This window comes from Tardiphaga sp. 768_D3_N2_1, assembly GCF_052076105.1.
GTDB lineage: Bacteria > Pseudomonadota > Alphaproteobacteria > Rhizobiales > Xanthobacteraceae > Tardiphaga.
On the sequence record NZ_CP197245.1, the window covers coordinates 575,663 to 596,238 of the forward strand.

The following is a 20,576-nucleotide window of genomic DNA, read 5'->3' on the forward strand; positions in this document are numbered from 1 at the left end:
TTCGGTTCTTCGGATGGAGATCAGTTGGGGCGCTGCCCCAACCGAAATGCGTTTTCGACGATACGTAAGCCGACCTCGCCACCAAGCGACATCAGCGATTCCGGGTGAAACTGCACACCGCCAACCGGCAGCGTCTTGTGTTCGATGGCCATGGCGACACCATCCTCGGTCGAGGCCGTCACGGTAAGCACATCGGGCATGCTGTCCTGTTCGACGAACAGCGAGTGATAGCGGCCAATGACAATCTCATTGGGCAGACCATTCATCAACCGTCCGCCGCGCACCTGGACGCGCGAGGGCCGGCCATGGGCTGGCTGCGCGAGCTGGCCGAGCACACCGCCGAAATATTCGCCGATTGCCTGCACGCCCAGGCACACGCCGAACACCGGCAGTTTCTTGTCCAGCGCGGTATCGAGTGTCTTGCCGATGCCGAAATCGGCGGGACGTCCCGGCCCCGGCGACAGCACGAGGAGATCGAAACTCTCGCGGTTCAGGACGGTCTGCGCATGAACATGACGAACCACGCTGACGGTCGCACCGACCTGACGGAAATAATCCGCCAGCATATGGACGAAACTGTCGTCATGATCGATCAGCAGCACCTTCTTGCCCGAACCGGTTGCATCCGGCGCGAAGGCCGACAGCCGCTTCGGCGGATCGCCGCGCAGCGCCTGGAACAAGGCTGCGGCCTTGGTCTGGCATTCCTTCTCTTCGGCGACGGGATCCGAATCGAATAGCAACGTCGCACCGACGCGCACTTCGGCGAGGCCATCCTTCATGCGGATCGTACGGATGGTGATGCCGGTATTGATGCCGCCATCGAATGACACCGCGCCGATGGCGCCGGCATACCAACGCCGCGACGAGCGCTCATTATCCTCGACGAACTGCATCGCCCAGAGTTTCGGCGCACCGGTCACGGTCACCGCCCAGGCGTGGGTCAGGAACGCATCGAGCGCGTCAAATCCGGGACGCAGCATGCCTTCGACATGATCGACCGTGTGGAACAATTTCGAATAGGTCTCGATCTGCCGCCGCGCCAGCACCTTGATCGTGCCGGGCACGCAAACACGCGCCTTGTCGTTACGATCGACGTCGGTGCACATGTTGAGTTCGAATTCGTCCTTCTCCGAATTCAGGAGCTGCCGAATCTGCTCGGCATCGCCGATCGCATCCACGCCACGCGCGATGGTACCAGAGATCGGACAGGTCTCGACGCGGCGACCGTCTGAGCGCACGAACATTTCCGGCGAGGCGGCGACGAGAAACTCGCCGTCGCCGAGATTCATCAGCGCGCCATAGGGCGACGGATTGATAACACACAGCCGCTGGAACACTTCCGCGGGCGAACGGTCGCAGGGCTCGGCGAAAAGCTGCCCGGGCACCGCCTCGAACAGATCGCCGCGCGCGAAGGCGGCGCGGGCATTCTCCACCGTCTTCTGATATTCGCCGGGCGCATGATCGGCGAAGCCCTGGCGCAGCGCCTTGTTGTAGCCGCTGTCGGGCGTATCGCGCGGCAGGCCCTCGGTGGAGCGATCCTTCCAGGTGAAGTCATAGGACATCAGCACGCCGCGGCCGGTAGCGCGGTCATAAGCCAGCAGCGTGTCGGGCAGATACAGTACGATGTCGCGCTGGTCGGCCTCGCGCGCGCGCTTCTGCTTCAGGTCTTCCATCTGGAATACGAGGTCATAGGCGAAGGCGCCATAGAGCCCGAGCATGGAATCGTCTGAGGAGAACAATTGCGCGACCATGTCGCGCACCAGCGACATCACGCTGGCGCGGCGGGTGCGCTGGTCTTCCTCGACCGGCGCCTCGCCGCGAATGATGTGGCCCTTGAGCTTCGACATCGTCCGCCCGTCGAGCGCGATACAGGGATCCTGCAGCGTGTCGGCGAGGAAGGCGATCAACACCTGGCCACGCTTGTTCAGCGCCGTCAGCGTAAAATCCGTCCCGGTGGTTTCCAGCAGCAGCGGCGGATCGGCGAAACCGAGATCGAAGCTCTCATAGCGGCCGGGCACCGTGGTGCCCGACGACAGCACCACGCCACGGCGCTGATCGAGCCGGACGATCAGATCGTCCAGCGCGGTGCCGCCGGTGAAATAATCGACATGGCGCGCCACGGAGAGACCCGCGCGGGTCTTGTAGGCGCTGTCAGCGGGAAGCGAAAACACAGTCCTGTTCATGGTGTCCTCTTAGGAAACATGCCGGAGGGGGCGCCACACAGAACAAACAAGCCAAAAAGCGAACAAAGGCCGTCGCACTGCGATGGCGGCCTTCGACGATTGAAAATAAGCAAATCGCACCGACCACCTCTTCAGGAGGTGCGCCACCAACGACGGCTGTTGCGGACAGGGGTGCTCATGGCCGGCAAATCACCATGGCCGGGCCGGAAGGTCAAGGGACTAAACGGCCTCCGGCCGCTGTCGGACGAATACCGTCAGTTTGAGCGCCCCGACACCGTCCTCGATCGGGGTCCAGCCGATGCTCTCGTACCAGGCCCGACGGGGTGGGGCAGCACAGAGATAGACCCGGCCATGTCCTCGGGAAAATGCCTCCGCACAGGCCTGCTCGATGAGCGCCGGAGCGATGCCCTGTTTGCGGGCATCGGGCTCGGTCCAGACCGCCGCCACCCAGGGCGTATATTGCGGGCGCTCGTCGAGATCGGACACCAGCAGCGACGCCGTCCCGAGAAAGTCTGAGCCACGATGGGCCACCAGCGCGATCGGCAGGTCGGTCCCCTGCATGTTTTCGCGCAGCCGCTCGACGATATAGGCCTCGGGCACGCCATGACGCTTCCACCATGCCTGCCAGATACGATCGGCGACGGTGTCGAAGAAGTCCGGCTGCTGGCGCAGATCGGAAATGGCGAAGTCGGATGTCATTGGCCTCGACCTACAGGGTCAGGCCTGTCGCATCAAGCCGCCGCACGGCTAGGCGTCACGATGTGTGAGATTCACCGGTGAGCCGCTTCAGCATCGGATAGGAGGACGTCGTGCCAAATTTTCCTTGCGGCACTCCGCAGTCTTCATAACCGGCAGACAGATAAAGACGATGGGCTGTCTCGGTGCTGATCAGATGGCAGACATCATTGCCATGGTCCCGTGCGGTCGCCTCAAGCTGTGCCAGCATCGCCTTGCTGACGCCCCGGAACCGGGCATCCGGCGAGACGTAGTTGCACGTAATCTCGCCATCGCGTCTGACGATGCCGACGACGAGCACTGTTTCTTCCTCGACCGCGACGAGAACGAAATTGTCCGGATGGGCAATCCAGCTCCCGACCTCCGCCGGCGTCTTGTTGTCGAGCCACCTCTGCAGGATCGCCGGATCGTCATGATGATCGGCGCCGCAGAGCTCGGCGATGGAGCGGCGCAAGACATCGCATATCTCGGCCGCCTCATCGGGTCGCGCTCTGCGGATCAGCATCCGATCAAAAGGCCTCAGCCCAGATGTTTCTTGAAGAACGCCGTGGCGCGGCCCCAGGCGAGTTCGGCGGCTTCACGGTCATGTACGCTGACGCGCTGTTCGTTGACGAAAGCGTGGTCGGCATCATAGCGGAAGAATTCGGCGGACTTGCCGGCAGCCTTCAGGCCGTTCTCGAAGGCATCGACCACTGCAGGCGTGCACCAGTCGTCGCGATTGGCGAAATGGCCCTGCAGCGGCACCTGCACGTCGGCGGGCTTCGCGGCCTGCTCCGGCGGAATGCCGTAGAACGCCACGGCGGCCTTGAGTTCGGGAATCTTGCACGAACCGATGATGGTCACAGCGCCGCCAAGGCAGAAACCGGTGAGACCAACCTTGGCGCCGTTGCGCGACAGGTACTGTGCAGCGCCGCGCACGGTCTGCGTCGTAGCATCCATGAAATCGAGCGAATTCATTTCTTTACCGGCCGCGTCCGTGTCGTGATAGGGCACGACCACGCCGTTATAGAGATCCGGCGCCAGCGCATCGAAGCCGGCCAGCGCGAGGCGGTCGGCCAAGCCCTTGATCTGCTCCTGCAGGCCCCACCATTCCTGGATCACGACCACACCCGGCGCGTTGCCGGTCGAGGCGTTGGCGAGATAGCCCTTGGCTTCCTTGCCGTCCGGCCGCTTGAAGCTGATCGATGTTCCCATGATGTCCTCCGCTGGAATGGTTCGGGCCAACTTATAGACCCCTCACGTGTCAACTCAACCGGGCCAGCGCGCGCTGCAGGTCCCGCTTGTAGGTCAGAAAATCGACAAACAGTCCGTGTTCGCCGCCGTCGCTGTGCGGCGGTCGCGCGAACCATCGGGCGATCTCCTGCCGCCATGCTACCGCCGCGTCCGGTCGCTCAGCCCTGGCCGCGAGATAGGCCGCGATCACGCGGGCCTGCAATGCACGTCCTTCCCAGCCCACACCCGCGCCTTCCAGCAGCCCGGCCACATACAGGCCGTTATCCTCGGACGGAAACATGTTCATGAACAGCCTGGGCGCACCGATTGTGTCCTGCCAATCGAGTGCACGGAGATCGCCCAAGAACGGAAACGTGATCCGGTAGCCGGTCGCGAGCAGCACCAGATCGACCTCGTCGCAACGGCCATCGGCAAACACGACCAACTTGCCGTTGAATTCGCGGACCGGCTTGCGCAGGGCGACATCGCCCTGGCCGAGATGCTGCAGCACCAGCGAATTGACAATCGGCGTGCGGTCATAGAGCCGGTGCTGCGGCTTGGGCAGACCGAAGCGCTCCGGCGCGCCGACGATGAAGCGCAGGATCGGCTCGTGCAGCCTTGAGCGCAGGTTCTTCGGAATGATGAAGCGCTTCGGCTTGTGATTGCCTTCATCCGCCGGCTTGCCGGCGAGAAATTTCGGCACGAAATGATTGCCGCCGCGCACGCTCCACAACACCTTGTCGGCCCGATGCACCGCATCGACGACGATGTCGCACCCGGTATTGCCCATCCCGACCACGAGCACGCGCTTGCCCGCGAAGATGTCGGCTGTCTTGTAATCCTTGGCATGCATCACCGGACCATCGAAGCTGCCTGACGTCTTCGGGATCAGGGGATCGCTGAGATGGCCATTGGCGATGACGACGCCGGCATAGTCGGCTGCCGCACCGTCGCTGAAGACGGCGCGCCATCCACTTCCCTGCGGCGCCAGACTGCGCACGCCGGTGTTGAAGCGGATCAACGGATAGAGATCGAAATGCCGGGCATAGCTCTGCAGATAATCCAGCACCTGGCGATGGCCCGGATAGGCCGGCCAGTCCTCGGGCATCGGGAAATCGGAAAAGGCCGTGGTGCGCTTTGACGAGATGAGGTGCGTCGAGGCATAGACCGCGCTGGGTGCCGCGCCGTAGAGCCACTGACCGCCGACATCGGCGCTCTGCTCCACGGCTTCGACAGCATGGCCGACAGCCTTGAGGCTCTGGATCGCCGCAAGACCTGCGGGGCCTGCGCCAATGACGAGGAAGGTCATGAAACCGGCTCCGGGCGCTCGTCGCGATAGCGTTCGAACACAGCGCGCGCATCAAGCGCAGGCGAATATCCGAACTCGGATTTGAGGCGCGTATTATCGAGTACCGGGCGATACTGGATGAATTTCACGTTCTGCGGCGTCAACTTCGTCAGGCCGAGCGCATGCAGCAGCCACAGCGCGCCCTTCATCACCGCGGGCGGAATCGGAACGAACGGCTTGCCGTTTAGCCGGGCGATCTCGCGTAGGCTGAGTGTGCCATCGCCGGCGAGATTATAGATGCCGCTCTTGCCGGTGCGCACGGCCTGCGCCAACGCCGCGACCACGTCGGAATCAGCGATCAGCGAGAACGGCGTCGCGGTGCCGCTCAGGCCAGTCACGACGGGACGCTCGAACAGAGCGGTGATCTGGTTGTTGGTGGTTGGCCCCAACACTGTGCAGGGGCGAAACACGGTCTGCCGCAACTGCGGATGATCGGTGCGCCAGCGCGCCAGCATCTCCTCGACCTCGCGCTTGTTGCGCGCATAAGGGAAATCCTCGTTGCCGCGCAGCGGATCGGCCTCGCGCAACGGGACGGGATTGTCGGCGTGATAGCCATAGGCCGCACCACTCGAGGTCACGATGAGGTGGCCGACGCCGGCTGCAAGGCAGGCTTCCAGCACATTGCGCGTCCCCAGCACGTCGATCTCGTAATCGCGTCTGTCATCCCCGCCGACGGCAACGACCGAGGCAAGATGAACTACGGTGTGCGGCCTCACGCGGGCAACGATCTCCTTCAAGGCGGGATCGCGAATGTCGCCGTGCTCATAAGCAATGCCGTCGAGACGCTGTTGTGGAGGCACCTCGCGCAGATCGAGCGCTGTCACCGGCCCATCGCCGCCGGCCGCGAGTGCGCGCAACAAAGCGCTGCCGATGAAGCCTGCCGCGCCAGTGACCAGCACGCCTCTATTCGCCATCGCGTTGCTCATGCCGCACCTTCAATGCGTGCCGGATGCGGGTCACGCCGTTTCCACCAGGCCGCCAACGCCCAGCCGGAGACGAGATGCCAGACTCCCCAGCCAGCAGCGACCAGCGCAGCCCCGCCCAGCCCGTCGAACTGCGTGAGAATCAGCGCCAGCCCCAGGCCGGAATTATGCATGCTGACTTCAATGGTGAGCGCGCGGGTGTCGTAGTCGCTGAGCCCAAGGATCTTCGCGACGCCCCAGCCAAGTGCGACGGCGATCGCATTATGCAGCACGACGAAGGGCAGCACCGCTGTCGAGAATACCGCGATGTAGCGCCAGTTGGTGACCGTCGCGGCCAGAATAAATCCGATCAGGAACACGAAAGACAGGATCTGCAGCGGCCGGCGCAGACGGTCGGCCAACCCCGGCAGATGACGCACCGTGAGCAGCCCCGTGACCATCGGCACGCCGAGCAGCAGCACTGTCGATCCGATGAACGAGACGGGATCGACGCTCACCTGGCGCAGCAGTGCGGCGGTTTGCGGATTGAGCCCGGCCCAGAACAGGATGTTCAGCGGCGTCGTAACGGAGGCAAGCAGGCTGGAGATGCCGGTCATCGACACCGACAGCGCGGTGTTGCCGCGCGCCATGTGTGTGATGAGGTTGGAGATGTTGCCGCCGGGACAAGCCGCCACCACCATCATGCCGAGCGCGATGGAGGGCTGCGGCTTCAACACCATGGTGATCGCCCATGTGACCGCCGGCAGGAGGATGAGTTGCGCGGCGAGCCCCGCGAGCGGCGCCGCCGGACGTCGGAACACGTCGACGAAATCGGCGACGCGAAGATCGAGCGCGACGCCATACATGATCAGCGCCAGCACGATCCCGAGCGCCATCTGGCCACCCGGACTGATGTTCAACAGAATATCGTCAATCGCCGCGCCCGCCATCCATCCCCCCGATGAGCGTGGATATCCGTGACGCTCACCGAGCCCGCGTCTCCCGCCTTTGCGCGAAGCTTAGTCAACGGTTCCACCGGAATCCATGGTCCGGGCGCGCACAGGCAGAAAACGAAAAAGGGCCCCATCAGGGGCCCTTTTGAAAGAATGTTTGCGACTCTCAGTGAGCGTTCGCCCAGACCTTCTTCTTCGTGAAATACATCAGGAACGCGAAGATGATCAGGAACACCATCACCTGCAAGCCAATACGCTTGCGGGCCTCGAGATGCGGTTCCGCGGTCCACATCAGGAAGGTCGCGACGTCCTTGGCGTAGTTCTCGACCTTCTGCGGGGTGCCGTCGTCATAGGTCACCTGATCGTCCGAGATGGGCTTCGGCATCTTGATGGCGTGGCCGGGGAAGAACTTGTTGTAGTAGGCGCCCGGCGGCAGCGCGAAATCCTTCGGCGCATCGACATAGCCCTGCAGCAGGGCGTCGATATAGTTCGGGCCCTTCTCCTGGAACTGAGTAAAGAAGTCGAACACGAACTGCGGGAAGCCGCGGTCATAGTTGCGGGCCTTGGCCATCAGCGACAGATCCGGCGGATAGGCGCCGCCATTGGCTGCGCGCGCCGCGTTCTCGTTCGGGAACGGCTTCGGGAATGGATCCGCGAGACGACCGGGACGCTCGAACATGTCGCCGGCGTCGTTTGGACCGTCCTGCACCTTGATCTCGGATGCCACTGCCAGCGCCTGAGCCGCAGAGAAGCCTGGGCCGCCCTCATCCGCGAGGTTGCGGAAGTGGATCAGGCTCATCGAGTGACAGGTCGAGCAGACTTCCTTGTAGACCTTGTAACCGCGCTGCAGGGCACCGCGGTCAAACTTGCCGAAAGGGCCAGCAAACGACCAGTTCAGAGACGGAGGCGTCGGGCCACCATGCTCGTCGGCAGCCTTGGCGTTCTGCGTGCCGCCGGCCATCAAACCACCGGCGAGAACCAGTGCAACGATGGCGGAGGCTGCCTTCTTGCCGTATTTCGCTAGCACGTCATCGGCGATCGAGTTCGGCACTGCGCGCGGCGTTTCGATACGGCTGAGGATCGGCAGCACGATCAGGAAGTATGCGAAGTAGCAGAACGTCAGCACACGGCCGGCAATGATATAGATGCCTTCCGCGGGCTTGCCGCCGAGCCAGCCGAGCAGGACCGCCACCACGACGAACATCCAGAAGAACTGCTTGGCCAACGGACGATACTTCGACGACCGGGTCTTGGCGGTATCGAGCCAGGGCAGGAAGGCCAGCACGATGATCGCCGAGAACATCGCGATGACGCCGCCGAGCTTGCTCGGGATCGAACGCAGGATCGCGTAGAACGGCAGGTAGTACCATTCCGGCACGATATGCGCGGGCGTCACGCCCGGATTGGCCATGATGTAGTTATCGGGATCGCCGAGATAGTTCGGAATGTAGAACACGAACCAGGCATAGAAGATCATGAAGCAGACGATGCCGAAACCATCCTTGATGGTCGCGTACGGCGTGAACGGCACCATGTCCTTCTCGGTCTTCGGCTCGACGCCGGCCGGGTTGTTCTGACCGGCGACGTGCAGCGCCCAGACGTGCAGCACGACAACGCCGGCGATCACGAAGGGCAGCAGGTAATGCAGCGAGAAGAATCGGTTCAGCGTCGGATTGCCGACCGAATAGCCGCCCCACAGCAGGGTCACGATGCTCTCGCCCACATAGGGTATCGCCGAGAACAGGTTGGTGATGACGGTGGCGCCCCAGAAGCTCATCTGGCCCCACGGCAGCACGTAGCCCATGAAACCGGTCGCCATCATCAGCAGGTAGATGATCACGCCGAGGATCCAGAGGACTTCGCGCGGCGCCTTGTACGACCCGTAATACAGGCCGCGCAGCATGTGGATATAGACGGCGATGAAGAACATCGATGCGCCGTTGGAGTGCAGGTAGCGCAGCAGCCAGCCGTAGTTCACGTCGCGAACGATGCTCTCGACCGAATTGAAGGCCATGTCCACATGCGGCGTGTAGTGCATCGCCAGGATCACGCCGGTGACGATTTGTACGCCGAGCATGAAGGAGAGGATGCCGCCGAACGTCCACCAGTAATTCAGGTTACGCGGTGTCGGATAGGCAATGAAGGAAGAATGGACGAGGCCGATAATTGGCAGACGCTTTTCAATCCACTGCAAAGCGGGATTGGTCGGCTGGTAGGTCGATGGTCCGCTCATGATGCGATCCTGAGAAGAGAAAAACACTATCGGCGCGAGATCGAAGAAGCCCTTAAGGATTCTCGCAGCTCAGCCGATCTTGATCTTGGTGTCAGAGACGAAGGCGTAAGGCGGGATCGGCAGGTTGAGCGGCGCCGGACCCTGACGGATGCGGCCCGAAGTGTCGTAGACCGAGCCGTGGCAGGGGCAGAAAAAGCCGTCGTAAGCGCCTTCGTGAGCAATCGGGATGCAGCCCAGATGGGTGCAGATGCCGATGACGACCAACCACTGGTCGTGGCCTTCCTTGACGCGGGCCTGATCGGTCTGCGGATCGGGCAGGCTCGACACCGGAACGGCGCGCGCCTCTGCGATCTGCTTCTTGGTCCGGTTCATGATGTAGATCGGCTTGCCGCGCCAGAACACCTTGATGTCCTGCCCCTCGGCGATGGGGGTCAGATCGACCTCGATCGGCGCACCTGCCGCGATGGTCGAAGCATCTGGATTCATTTGAGAAATCAGCGGCCAAACGGCGGCTGCGGCGCCCACTGCAGCCACTGCCCCTGTGGCCACGAACAAGAAATCACGGCGCGTGTGTTCCGCCGAAGACGTTGTCGTCACGATCCCAACCCTTTCTTATCTGCAGCCGGCTTAGACACTCCCGGTCACGCCTTTGCGTTGACCTGAAGCAAAAAACCGACGCCCGCGATTCTCCCCACGGCGGCAGAGGTCTACTAGTCCTTGCCTAACAGGCAGAACACGCAGTCCAGAATCGTTCTATTGGCACCCTTGGTGCGGCAGTGCAAGCCTACGATCGGCGAAGCAAGATGCGATGCACCACAGAATCAACGCCTTTCCGCGCCGCGGATAATTCGGCGCGCCGAGGCCGCACCGAAACGGCCGGCAGGCCGTTGATCGCACATGAGATCGGGCTCTGGGGGGCCGTGCTTGGAACCAGCCTGAAGGCCGTTTCCGGTCAGCGATCGCCGCACAGCGCGCACGCCGATTCGGCGAGCCGGGCAATGCGCCCGATGTTGCCCTCCGAGGCCGAGCGCGGAGAATCATGATTATAATCTTAAAATTGGCCACGAAAGCCGAAAATGCTTCCGAAGCTGCCTGAGCATGCAGGGTTGGGGCAAATAATCCGAGGTGATCTGTCCGATGCGGTCGTCACCAAGGGCCCGGTGAATGTCGGCAGGGCGCCGACGACGGTTCTGCTCAATCGCTTCGCGCTGTGGACCGACTACACGCTGCAGGGCGTATCCGCTCCGCGGCGGCGTGCGCGATGTCGGCTCGACCTTCGGCGACGATGCCAACCTTCAAGGTCAATGCGTCGACAGCGATCGATGCGCTGATCGCCTATGACAAGAACAACTGGCGCATGGCCCTGAACGTTATGATCCTTGCCGACGCACGCTATGTTGCAGCCTGCTACAACTATTCGAGCTGCTTCTATGCGGAAGGCCGCAAGGCCATCGCCAAGCTGACCTAATCGCTGGTGAATTAGAATCACCCTAAATCGCGACAATACGCCACCGCCGGTCTCTCGACCGGCGGTGGCGACACTTGCTAGTTAAACGCGACGACAACAACACGGGCGGAACGCCATGAGATCGATCTTCGGGCGCCTGCACCGCTGGGCTGGACTCCTCACCGCCGCCTTCCTGTTCTTCTCGGGCGTCACCGGCGCGGTTATCTCGTGGGATCACGAGCTTGACGATCTCCTCAACAGCAAGCTGAAGGACGTCACCACTGCGGGACCTGCCAAACCGTCGATCGAACTCGCGAGCCTGATCGAGCAGCGCGATCCGCGTGCGCGCGTGATCCACATGTACACGACGCCGGAAAAGAATGAGTCGCTCTCGTTCTTTGTTCTGCCGCGGATCGATCCCACGACAAGCAAGCGTTACACGCTCGATTACAATCAGATTTTCCTCGATCCCAACACCGGCGAAGAACTCGGGCGGCGCTATTGGGGCGCGGTGTGGCCGGTCACGCGCGAGAACTTTGTCTCGTTTCTCTACAAGCTGCACTACACGATGCACATCCCGGAATTCTGGGGCAGCGACCGCTGGGGCATGCGCATCCTTGGCGTCATCGCCATCATCTGGACCATCGATTGCTTCATCGGCTTCTATCTGACACTGCCATCGCGCAAGCGCGTCAAGGCGGGAGCCGCTCCCGCCGTCACGCGCGAACTCGGCAAGGGTTTCTGGGCGCGCTGGAAGCCGGCCTGGATGATCAAGACCTCGGGCAGCGCCTACCGAATCAATTTCGACATCCACCGCGCCTTCAGCCTATGGACCTGGGGTTTGCTGTTCATCATCGCCTTCACCGCGTTCTCGCTGAACCTCTATTTCGAGGTTTTCTCGCCGCTGATGAAGAAGATCTCGGACTACACGCCGACGCCCTACGAGCAGCGCGAGTATCGTCACCTCGATAATCCGATCGAGCCGAAGATGACCTGGGCTCAGATTCTCGAGCGCGCTACCGCCGACGGCAAGGCGCGCGGCTGGACCACACCGATCGGCTCGCTGTTCTACGGCCCGGCACACGGCGTGTATCAGGTGTTCTTCTTCGAGCCCGGCGACGATCACGGCGCCGCAGGCGTCGGCCCGCCGTCGCTTTTTTACGACAGCGAGGACGGCCGACCGCTCGGCGCCAAGCTGCCCTGGGTCGGCACCGCCGCCGACATCTTCGTGCAGATGCAGTTCCCTATGCATTCGGGTCGCATTCTCGGACTGCCCGGCCGCATCCTGATTTCTGCGATGGGCCTGGTCGTGGCGGCACTCTCCGTCACCGGCGTGGTGATCTGGTGGCGCAAGCGCCGCGCGCGCGTGAAGGTACGCGAGACAACGGAAGCACGCGCGAATACGCGGCTCGCGCCGGCGGAGTAGAGCCGCCGGCCTTGTCCGGTTGCATGTCAGGCGCTATCGCCTGACATGGGCCACGTCGATTGCGACGCGGCCGGAGACCAAACCATCGTGCGCATCGCCCTCTACCAGCCAGACATTCCGCAGAACACCGGCACGATCCTGCGGCTCTGCGCCTGCCTCGATGTCGAGGCGCATATTATCGAACCGGCGGGCTTTCCGACTTCCGACCGCCACTTTCGCCGCGCCGGCATGGATTATCTCGATCAGGTCTCCATCGTCCGGCACGATTCCTGGAGTCATTTCGAGGACTGGCGGCGCGAGGCCGGCCATCGCCTCGCGCTGTTCACCACCAAGGGCGCGGAGCCCTATCTCGAACACCGCTACACCGATAACGAGATCCTGCTGTTCGGCCGCGAGAGCGCCGGTGTGCCGGGCGATGTCGCGGCGGCCGCAGAGAGCCGCGTTGTCATTCCCATGCGTGAGAGCTTGCGGTCGATCAATCTGGCAATGACGGTGGCCATGGCGCTGGGCGAAGCCCTGCGGCAGGTGCGCGGCTGACTACCGCCCGCTCGGCACACGCGTCGCGATGTAGTCCTTACCCTTTGCCGTAAACGTCTCGCGAATGATGAAGCCGTCCGCCGGCGACATCGGACCGATCGGCACCGGCCCCGTGGGCATGATCAGCGTCGCATTGCTACCGACGAAGATCAGCAGATGCCTCCGTTCTTCCAGAAGCTTTGCAGACCAGGCGATCAGGCCGTTCAGCAGCGGCTGCTTTTGCCAGGCAGACGGCGCACCCGGATCGACCTGGCCATAGATAAAGCCCGTGGTCGGATAGACCGAGAACACAACCTTGGAATGCTCGGGCTTCCAAGCCTCGGCCATCTCATGGTCCTGCACCCAGACGCAATCGAAGGCCCGGCATTGTTGCGGGCGAGAATCATAAATCTTGCAGCCGGTGCCGATGGCACAGTGCTGGCACCATTTGCCCGCCGGTTTGGCAAGGTCATCGATGCGATAGACCTTGCAGCACATGGTGCAGGTGCCGCACGTCCGCGTGGCGGCGGCAGAACTGCCGGATGTGACGAGCGACGGCTGCATGGTATCCAGGTGCGACAATTTGACGTGATGTCATCGACCTTTGGCGGACCCCGCCGGACATCGCAATTGACATGTCGGTGATCGACCGGGACATCCACCGGCCAGCCGTGCTAAGAGCCGCGGCTTACCCCATATGGAACCGAGATATCGCCCGAGCCGGATCGGGCATGCCGGTTTTAGAGAGCTAGAGCAGTGAGTTACGCGGTCAAAGAGATTTTCCTGACGCTGCAGGGTGAAGGCGCCCATGCCGGCCGCGCGTCCGTCTTCTGCCGGTTTTCGGGCTGCAATCTCTGGACCGGCCGGGAACAGGACCGCGCCGAGGCCACCTGCCGGTTCTGCGACACCGACTTCGTCGGCATGGACGGCACACTGGGCGGCCGTTACCCGGACGCCGACAAGCTCGCCGACACCATCGCCTCACAATGGGTGGGACCGTCCGGCAACCGCTATGTGGTGCTGACCGGCGGCGAGCCGCTGCTGCAGGTGGATGCCGAACTGATCGACGCGCTGCATGCGCGCGGCTTCGAGATCGGCGTCGAGACCAACGGCACGGTCGCGCCACCCGAAGGCATCGACTGGATCTGCGTCAGTCCGAAGGCCGGCGCGGAGCTCGTGGTGCACAGCGGACACGAATTGAAACTGGTCTATCCGCAGCCACAGGCGATGCCGGAGAAATTCGAAGGCCTCACCTTCGAGCGTTTCTCATTGCAGCCGATGGACGGGCCGGACGCCATCAGCAATACCGCTGATGCGGTAGACTACTGCCTGCGCCACCCGCAATGGCGGCTGAGCGTACAGACACACAAGACACTCGGTATCCGATAAGAACCGGCATCAGGTAAGGACTTGAACTTCAGATGTGGGAATTGACGAAATCATTTCGCTTCGAGGCGGCGCATGCGCTGTCTCACACCACGCTGGGCGAAGTGAGCCAGGAGATTCACGGCCACTCCTTCCGCGCCGAGATCACCATTCGCGGCGTCCCTGATCCCGTAACCGGGATGGTCATGGATCTCGGCCTGCTCGATCGCCAGCTCGACGAGCTGCGCAAGACGCTCGACCACAAATTTCTCAACAAGATCGAGGCGATCGGCATTCCGACGCTGGAGAATCTCTCGCGCTTCATCTGGGACCGCGTCGCCGACAAGGGGCCGGTGGTCCGGGTCGGCGTCTTCCGCGACAGCTGTAACGAGAGCTGCGTGTATTTCGGGCCCAAGGGCTAGCGTCTGTCGGAGCATGATCTCTCGACAAACGAATTCGTTTGTCGGCGGAAACCGGTATCCAGTTTCGGGATCGGGCTCTAGTCTTTCCCTGTGATCATGCAGGTCGCAGTGGCATGGGCACAAAGCCTGCCATCCTTGTCCGTCAGTGTACCTTCCGTCGCAGCCATCCTGCGCCCCATATGAATGATACGACCCTCGGCGCGGATCGGCCCTGAGGCAGCCGTCATGGCGCGGATATAGGTCACCTTGAGATCGAGCGTCGCGTAACCGGTGCCGGCAGGCAGCGAGGTCTGAACTGCCAGCGCGATGGCGCCATCCAGCATCGTGGCTGCGTAACCGCCATGTACCGTTCCGAGCGGATTGTAGTGATCCTCGTTCGGCGAGCCGAGGAGCACAACCTTGCCCTGCTCTGCGGACTCGCCCTTGATGCCGAGCGTCCGGCCGATGCCACGCGCAAAGCCGCCTGCGGCGAAGGCCCGTTGCACCAGCTCCAGGCCGCTGCTCGCGTCGCCGGTTTCATTTGCCATGTTTGCCCTCCACCATCCCATGAACGTCCCTGTTATGGGACCGGGATGGCAGAGCTCGCCATTCAAGTCAATACTGTTGACCTTAGAGATGGGACCTGGCGCTAGTTGCGCGCCGCCTCCGTCATGACCGTCGACCATGCGGCCTGACTGCCTGCTCCCGCCTTCTTGAAGGCGCGCGCCATGATCTTGCGCTCATGACCGGATGCGATGCGCTCGACCGTGCGGCCGGCGGGCGTTAGTTCGAGAATCTTGAAACGATGTCGCGCCGGATCGCGCTTGACGGCCACATAGCCCTCATCGAGCAACTGTTTCATTGGCCGATGCAGCGCCTGTTTCGAAATCTGCAGGATCGCCAGCAGATCCGACATGGTGATGTCGTCTCCGCGCAGCACGGTATAGAGAATGCGATGGTGAACCCGTGACAGGCCGACCGTTGCCAGATACTCATCAGCCGCGCGCGTCATCCCGCGCCATCCGAAATACATCAGCGCCAGCGCGTCATCGAGCGGATCGAGCTTCTTAAGGTCAACAAGATTGACTTGATGAGTGGCAGTGCTAGGTTTTCTGGGAGATGGGCTCATCGAAGGCTCACGACAGGGAGACGGGACGCATGTTGACGCGGCAGAACGCGATGGCATTCGCGCAGCAATGGGCTGCCGACTGGAATCGGCCCGCAATCGATACAATCGTTGATCATTTTGCTCCTGAAGGCGAGATGCGCAGCCCGCTGGCGACAAAATTCACGGGATCATCCATCATAAAGGGACGCGAGGCCATTCGCACCTATTGGCACGCGGCCTATGGCGGGCTGACCGAGCCGCACCTCACGCTGGAAAGCACCGCCTGGGATGGTGAGCTACAGCGCCTGACGGTCTGGTAGAGCGCGCCGCTGCCCGGTGGCCCAACCCGGGCATGCGAAATGATGGATTTCGATGCCGATCACCAGATCGTCCGCAGCGAAGCCTATTACGGCGCTGGCAGCTAGGACGGCCGCAGACGGCACGTCATGCGCCCCGCCTGGGTGCGGACGATCGTCGTGCATTTCGCCCACTGAAGCCTATAGTGGATGGCCTCATCGAGAGCCCATCCCGTGCGCATCCTGCTGATCAATCCCAACACGACCGAGAGCGTCACCACGCTGGTGAAACGGCATGTCGAAGCCGTCGCCGGCGATACCGCGACCTTTGTGCCAGCGACCGGCCGGTTCGGGGCGCGTTACATCTCGACGCGCGCATCTGCAGCCATCGCAGGCCATGCAGCGCTCGATGCCTACGCAGCCCATCGCGATCGCTGCGATGCCGTCTATCTCGCCTGTTTCGGCGACCCCGGTCTGATGGCTTTGCGCGAGATCGCTGATGTCCCGGTTGTCGGTATGGCGGAGGCGTCATGCATCGAGGCTTCCAAACGAGGCCGTTTCGCCATTGTGACAGGCGGCGCGCTGTGGGGTCCGATGCTCCGGGAGTTTGTCGGGAGTATTGGCTTGGCCGACAAGCTCGCCAAGGTACGCACCATCGCACCGACCGGCGGCGATATCGCGCGGAATCCCGACGCCGCGCTGGCCGCGCTCGCAAACGCTTGCACCGCCTGCGCCAGTGAAGATGGTGCCGATGTCGTAATCCTCGGCGGCGCCGCGCTCGCTGGCCTCGCGTCGCGCATCCAATCCGACGTCCCGGTGCCTGTCCTGTGTTCCGTTGAAACCGGCACGCGCGCGGTGATCGCCGCGGCGGCGAATGGCCTCGACAATGCCAGCCCACCGCCCGCACTGGAGAATGTCGGCCTTGGCGCGGAACTCGCAAAACTGCTTCAACAAAAATAGCTGACAGAAACATCCCCGTGTTCGGCCTGTCATGACGCGCGGCTAGACTCAGCGCGCGTCAAACACATTTCGGGAGCCGACCATGGAATTGAAATCAGGCGATGTCGTCATGCTGAAGTCGGGCGGTTGCCCTCTGACCGTGGCCGACGTTGACGGCAACGATATTGAATGCATCTGGTTGGGCGAGGAAGGTGATTTGTTCCGCGAGACCCTTCCGCGTGCTGTGCTCGAACTCGCGCTCGTCATCCCGCATGACGACGAAGACGAGAGCGAAGAAGACGAAACTGAAGAACACGACGAAGACGAAGAAGAGCACAAGAGCAAGGTAGCCTGATCAGGTCATCCGCCGCCGGGCGCGAATGTCCGGCGGCAGCTTGTCGCCTAGCCTTGCAGAGCAAGTTCGAACGCATCGGCCTCGATATCACCAGAAGCGGCGCCGGTCGCAAAGACCGCGACGGTCCTTTGCCTGTGTTCGGGACAATGATAGACGGCAATGCCGCTGCCCGGACCTCCGCCGGTATGCCCGACGACGCGCAAATGACCGGTTGTCGTTCCAGCCATGACGCCAAGGCCGTAAGCCGCGTGTTGCCATGGACGTCCTGCACCAGGATCGCCCACCGCGATCCCGTGGCACATCTCGTCGCGTAGCCCCGCAGGCAACAAGTCCGTCGTCATCAAGCGATGCAACAGCATTGCAGCATCTCGCAGTGTTCCGACCGCCAGCCCGTGATAGACCCAGCGCGGATCGTAGGATTGCGCTTCGCCCATCTGGACATCCGCGAGATCGCCGCGCTGGCCAGCGATGCGCGGTCCAGTCAGATCGAAGGGTTCGAACAACCGACGTCGCATCAAGGCGTCGAGCGCCAGCCCGCTCACGCGTTCGAGATGCTGCCTGACGAGCAAATAGCCGACATTCGAATAGGTGAAATGGCCCGGCTCGATCCTGGCATGCAGGGCAGAAACCGAGTGCAACAGCCGGTCCACCGGCCACGCGTCTTCACCGGCAGCGACGGCCGCATGATAGGCGGGAAGTGAACCGTAATCCGCCAAGCCTGCGCGATGCTGCAGCAACTGGCGTAGCGTGAAGCTCTGGCCTGACAGCCTCTCATCCAGCGCCAATTGATCATCACGCACCATGGTCATCGCCGTGGCAGCGATCAGCGTCTTGGTGAAACTCCACCACGGCACGACGACATCCGCATCCGCATCGTCGCCGACATCGGCAAAACCGGGACGAATGACATGCTCCATGACGCTGTCGGGCCTCAGAGTTGATGGTCGTGCTTGAACCGCGCGATCGTCTGATCAGCGATAACTGTCATCACGTCGACCTCCATCGGGAAATCCAGCGCCAGCCAGGCATCTTCCGCCAGCGCCAGCACATGGCCGAGCGCCGGCCCCTTGGCGATGCCGCGCGCCATGAAGTCCGCAGCCTTGAGCGGAAACACCGGCGGGGTCCAGCGCTCGGGCAAGCTCACGAGCGCTTTCCACGCCTCCACATCGGCATCGCGGCCGGCGCGCGCCCAGGCGAGCATCATGCGATTGCGATAACGGGTTTCACCCAGGCGATAGAGCCGACGCCGGGCATGGGATTCGTCCATGCCCTTCAGTCGCCACCAGCGATGCCCCATGGAATCCAGTGCCTTGGCTTCATCATTGGACAGCCGCAGCTTTTGCGCGAGCCGCCGCGCATCCTCGGTGACAGCCACGCCGAGCGCAGCCAGTCTCAGAACCGCATCGGGCTTTTGCCCAAGCACTTGCTCGATAGCGATCATCGCTGCGAATGGTCCCTTATAGGTGACACCACCCACGAGCCGCAGCATCAGCCCGGCATCGACCATCGCATCCACCGCAGCAAAAGCGCCCTCCGCCACGAGCAGCTTTAGCATTTCCATCCGCACACGTTCGGCCGACAGCCCGGCGATGCCATCGCGGCCGCGAATGCTGGCGAGATAGCCCTCGCGATCCGGCGCCCCGGCGCCGTAGGCGGCATGAATACGGAAAAACCTGAGAATACGCAGATAATCTTCGGCGATACGTCTGTCGGGATCGCCGATGAAGCGCACCCGCCGGGTATCGAGATCTTCGAGACCGCCGACATGGTCATGCACCACGCCGTCGATAGACACCGAAAGACCGTTCATCGTGAAATCACGTCGTTCGGCATCGCGCTTCCAGTCGCGCCCGAACGCCACCTTGGCCTTGCGGCCGAAGGTCTCGACGTCTTCGCGCAATGTCGTGACCTCGAACGGCACGCCGTCGATAACCAGCGTCACCGTGCCGTGCTCGATGCCCGTCGGCACGCTTTTGATATGCGCCGCCTTGGCGCGGCGGATCACTTCGTCGGGTACGGCCGTCGTAGCGATATCGATTTCGCCCACCGGCAGATTCATCAATGCGTTGCGTACAGCACCGCCGACGGCGCGGGCTTCCTCGCCATTGCCATTGAGCAGCGCCAACACCTGCCCGGACGGTCCTGACGTGAGCCACGGCGCGTCGTGCAGTTTGCGCACACTCATTTTTCGACTCCCGGGACGAGCCGGCCGTTCTCGATATGCGCGGGGACATAGGTCGATCCCGGCGGCGCGCCGGAAAATTGCGCCAGCAACACGAGGCTTGCAATCACCAGCGCGGAAGCGGCGACGGTGAGCTTGATCACCACCGACATCGGCCATGACGATTTCAGCGTCACATTGTTTTTCGTTGCGAACAGAAACAGCGCAAAAAGCGCAAATGGTACGAGAAAGATGCCGATTTCGGTCAGGACCGGACGGATCATGTCAGCACGATCCGCTCATACAGCACGCGCAGAATCCCTGCGGTAGCGCCCCAGATGTAGCGCTCTGCAAAGGGCATCGCGTAATAGGACCGCTCCATGCCGCGGAATTCCTTGCTGTGCAGCTGATGATTGGCGGGGTCCATCAGGAATGCCAGCGGCACCTCGAAGGCGCTTTCGACTTCGTTCTCGTTGATCGTCAGATTGAAGCCTGGCTTCACACGCGCCAGCGTCGGCAGGATTCGAAAACCGAAGCCGGTTGCATAAAGATCAAGATAGCCGATTGGTTCGACAAAGGAGCGATCGAGACCGATTTCCTCCTCGGCCTCGCGCAGCGCGGCGTCCAGCGGCGAGGCATCGGTCGAATCGATCTTGCCACCGGGAAACGATATCTGTCCGGCATGATCGTTGAGATGCGCAGAGCGCTGGGTGAGCAGCACAGTTGGCTGTTCATGCTCGACGATGCCGATCAGGACCGCGGCCGGACGGATCGGCCGCTCCTGCGCCACGATCTGGATCATGCGGTCGTTGCCAGCATCGCCGGTGACGGGAATGATGCTGGCGTCGGTGAGCCCCCCGGGCACATCGAAATTCAGGCGTGCCCTCGCTCGTTTGAAAAATTCAGCTGAATTGTACAGACCAGATTCGCCGATATCCGCGGCGTCCGCGTCGGTCTTCAGCATCGGCTCACTCGTCCGGCTCACTTCAATCGGCT

At 62.5% G+C, this 20,576-nt stretch carries 24 protein-coding genes; 8 read left to right on the plus strand and 16 right to left on the minus strand.

From position 1 onward, the window contains the following. Positions 1-20: 20 nt before the first annotated feature. From AB8A27_RS02745 to petA, 9 genes are all read right to left on the minus strand, one after another. A complete protein-coding gene (locus AB8A27_RS02745) occupies positions 21-2,183 on the minus strand; it encodes an anthranilate synthase component I (RefSeq protein ID WP_441240572.1) in 2,163 nt (720 codons plus the stop codon). Positions 2,184-2,402: 219 nt separating this feature from the next. After that, positions 2,403-2,882 carry a GNAT family N-acetyltransferase gene (locus AB8A27_RS02750; RefSeq protein ID WP_441240573.1) on the minus strand — a complete coding sequence of 160 codons (480 nt, stop codon included), beginning with the start codon at positions 2,880-2,882 and terminating at the stop codon, positions 2,403-2,405. Positions 2,883-2,937: 55 nt separating this feature from the next. Then, on the minus strand, positions 2,938-3,372 hold the full coding sequence (locus AB8A27_RS02755; RefSeq protein WP_441240574.1) for a GNAT family N-acetyltransferase: 435 nt from the start codon (positions 3,370-3,372) through the stop codon (positions 2,938-2,940). Positions 3,373-3,437: 65 nt separating this feature from the next. Next, a complete protein-coding gene (locus AB8A27_RS02760) occupies positions 3,438-4,112 on the minus strand; it encodes a dienelactone hydrolase family protein (protein WP_092139652.1) in 675 nt (224 codons plus the stop codon). Between the two features lie 49 nt (positions 4,113-4,161). After that, on the minus strand, positions 4,162-5,439 hold the full coding sequence (locus AB8A27_RS02765) for a flavin-containing monooxygenase (RefSeq protein ID WP_441240575.1): 1,278 nt from the start codon (positions 5,437-5,439) through the stop codon (positions 4,162-4,164). Then, positions 5,436-6,404 carry an SDR family oxidoreductase gene (locus AB8A27_RS02770; protein WP_441240576.1) on the minus strand — a complete coding sequence of 323 codons (969 nt, stop codon included), beginning with the start codon at positions 6,402-6,404 and terminating at the stop codon, positions 5,436-5,438. The genes AB8A27_RS02765 and AB8A27_RS02770 overlap by 4 nt, the downstream gene beginning before the upstream one ends. Beyond that, positions 6,401-7,300, minus strand: coding sequence for a bile acid:sodium symporter family protein (locus tag AB8A27_RS02775; RefSeq protein WP_441240577.1), 900 nt, complete (start codon positions 7,298-7,300; stop codon positions 6,401-6,403). Before AB8A27_RS02775 ends, AB8A27_RS02770 begins: the two co-directional genes overlap by 4 nt. A gap of 199 nt (positions 7,301-7,499) precedes the next feature. Next, the gene (locus tag AB8A27_RS02780; protein WP_441240578.1) at positions 7,500-9,566 is read right to left on the minus strand and encodes a cytochrome c1; all 2,067 of its coding nucleotides are present in this window, start codon (positions 9,564-9,566) and stop codon (positions 7,500-7,502) included. A 69-nt stretch (positions 9,567-9,635) separates the two neighbouring features. After that, positions 9,636-10,163: a ubiquinol-cytochrome c reductase iron-sulfur subunit gene (gene petA / locus AB8A27_RS02785; RefSeq protein ID WP_441240579.1), complete on the minus strand. Its 528-nt coding sequence runs from the start codon at positions 10,161-10,163 to the stop codon at positions 9,636-9,638. Positions 10,164-10,827: 664 nt separating this feature from the next. Here petA and AB8A27_RS02790 point away from each other — a divergent pair. From AB8A27_RS02790 to AB8A27_RS02800, 3 genes are all read left to right on the plus strand, one after another. Beyond that, positions 10,828-11,034, plus strand: a complete 207-nt coding sequence (locus tag AB8A27_RS02790; RefSeq protein ID WP_441240580.1) for a hypothetical protein — start codon at positions 10,828-10,830, stop codon at positions 11,032-11,034. Positions 11,035-11,149: 115 nt separating this feature from the next. Further along, the gene (fsrB, locus tag AB8A27_RS02795; protein WP_441240581.1) at positions 11,150-12,439 is read left to right on the plus strand and encodes a siderophore utilization protein FsrB; all 1,290 of its coding nucleotides are present in this window, start codon (positions 11,150-11,152) and stop codon (positions 12,437-12,439) included. An 87-nt stretch (positions 12,440-12,526) separates the two neighbouring features. Further along, positions 12,527-12,976, plus strand: coding sequence for a tRNA (cytidine(34)-2'-O)-methyltransferase (locus AB8A27_RS02800; RefSeq protein WP_441240582.1), 450 nt, complete (start codon positions 12,527-12,529; stop codon positions 12,974-12,976). On the opposite strand, the gene AB8A27_RS02805 is transcribed toward AB8A27_RS02800, so the two are convergent. After that, positions 12,977-13,519 carry a YkgJ family cysteine cluster protein gene (locus AB8A27_RS02805; protein WP_441240583.1) on the minus strand — a complete coding sequence of 181 codons (543 nt, stop codon included), beginning with the start codon at positions 13,517-13,519 and terminating at the stop codon, positions 12,977-12,979. 192 nt (positions 13,520-13,711) lie between these two features. Here AB8A27_RS02805 and queE point away from each other — a divergent pair, with 192 nt between their 5' ends. After that, entirely contained in the window at positions 13,712-14,344 is a 633-nt protein-coding gene (gene queE / locus AB8A27_RS02810; protein WP_441240584.1) for a 7-carboxy-7-deazaguanine synthase, read from the plus strand. 32 nt (positions 14,345-14,376) lie between these two features. Next, on the plus strand, positions 14,377-14,742 hold the full coding sequence (locus AB8A27_RS02815; RefSeq protein ID WP_441240585.1) for a 6-pyruvoyl trahydropterin synthase family protein: 366 nt from the start codon (positions 14,377-14,379) through the stop codon (positions 14,740-14,742). 77 nt (positions 14,743-14,819) lie between these two features. On the opposite strand, the gene AB8A27_RS02820 is transcribed toward AB8A27_RS02815, so the two are convergent. Further along, entirely contained in the window at positions 14,820-15,269 is a 450-nt protein-coding gene (locus AB8A27_RS02820; RefSeq protein WP_441240586.1) for a PaaI family thioesterase, read from the minus strand. Between the two features lie 101 nt (positions 15,270-15,370). After that, positions 15,371-15,850: a MarR family winged helix-turn-helix transcriptional regulator gene (locus AB8A27_RS02825; RefSeq protein ID WP_441240587.1), complete on the minus strand. Its 480-nt coding sequence runs from the start codon at positions 15,848-15,850 to the stop codon at positions 15,371-15,373. A 50-nt stretch (positions 15,851-15,900) separates the two neighbouring features. Here AB8A27_RS02825 and AB8A27_RS02830 point away from each other — a divergent pair, with 50 nt between their 5' ends. From AB8A27_RS02830 to AB8A27_RS02840, 3 genes are all read left to right on the plus strand, one after another. After that, on the plus strand, positions 15,901-16,149 hold the full coding sequence (locus tag AB8A27_RS02830; RefSeq protein ID WP_441240588.1) for a nuclear transport factor 2 family protein: 249 nt from the start codon (positions 15,901-15,903) through the stop codon (positions 16,147-16,149). Positions 16,150-16,359: 210 nt separating this feature from the next. Beyond that, complete coding sequence (locus AB8A27_RS02835) at positions 16,360-17,085, plus strand: aspartate/glutamate racemase family protein (RefSeq protein ID WP_441244812.1); 726 nt, start codon at positions 16,360-16,362, stop codon at positions 17,083-17,085. 82 nt (positions 17,086-17,167) lie between these two features. Then, a complete protein-coding gene (locus AB8A27_RS02840) occupies positions 17,168-17,419 on the plus strand; it encodes a YodC family protein (RefSeq protein WP_315840549.1) in 252 nt (83 codons plus the stop codon). A gap of 47 nt (positions 17,420-17,466) precedes the next feature. Here the strand turns inward: AB8A27_RS02840 and AB8A27_RS02845 are convergent, their stop codons facing one another. The 4 genes from AB8A27_RS02845 to AB8A27_RS02860 are packed head-to-tail and all read right to left on the minus strand — an operon-like array spanning position 17,467 to position 20,544. Continuing rightward, positions 17,467-18,336: a serine hydrolase domain-containing protein gene (locus tag AB8A27_RS02845; protein WP_441240589.1), complete on the minus strand. Its 870-nt coding sequence runs from the start codon at positions 18,334-18,336 to the stop codon at positions 17,467-17,469. A gap of 14 nt (positions 18,337-18,350) precedes the next feature. Continuing rightward, positions 18,351-19,604, minus strand: coding sequence for a CCA tRNA nucleotidyltransferase (locus AB8A27_RS02850; RefSeq protein WP_441240590.1), 1,254 nt, complete (start codon positions 19,602-19,604; stop codon positions 18,351-18,353). Then, entirely contained in the window at positions 19,601-19,864 is a 264-nt protein-coding gene (locus tag AB8A27_RS02855; RefSeq protein WP_441240591.1) for a DUF6111 family protein, read from the minus strand. Before AB8A27_RS02855 ends, AB8A27_RS02850 begins: the two co-directional genes overlap by 4 nt. Continuing rightward, the gene (locus AB8A27_RS02860; RefSeq protein WP_092139689.1) at positions 19,861-20,544 is read right to left on the minus strand and encodes a CoA pyrophosphatase; all 684 of its coding nucleotides are present in this window, start codon (positions 20,542-20,544) and stop codon (positions 19,861-19,863) included. Before AB8A27_RS02860 ends, AB8A27_RS02855 begins: the two co-directional genes overlap by 4 nt. Between the last annotated feature and the right edge of the window lie 32 nt (positions 20,545-20,576).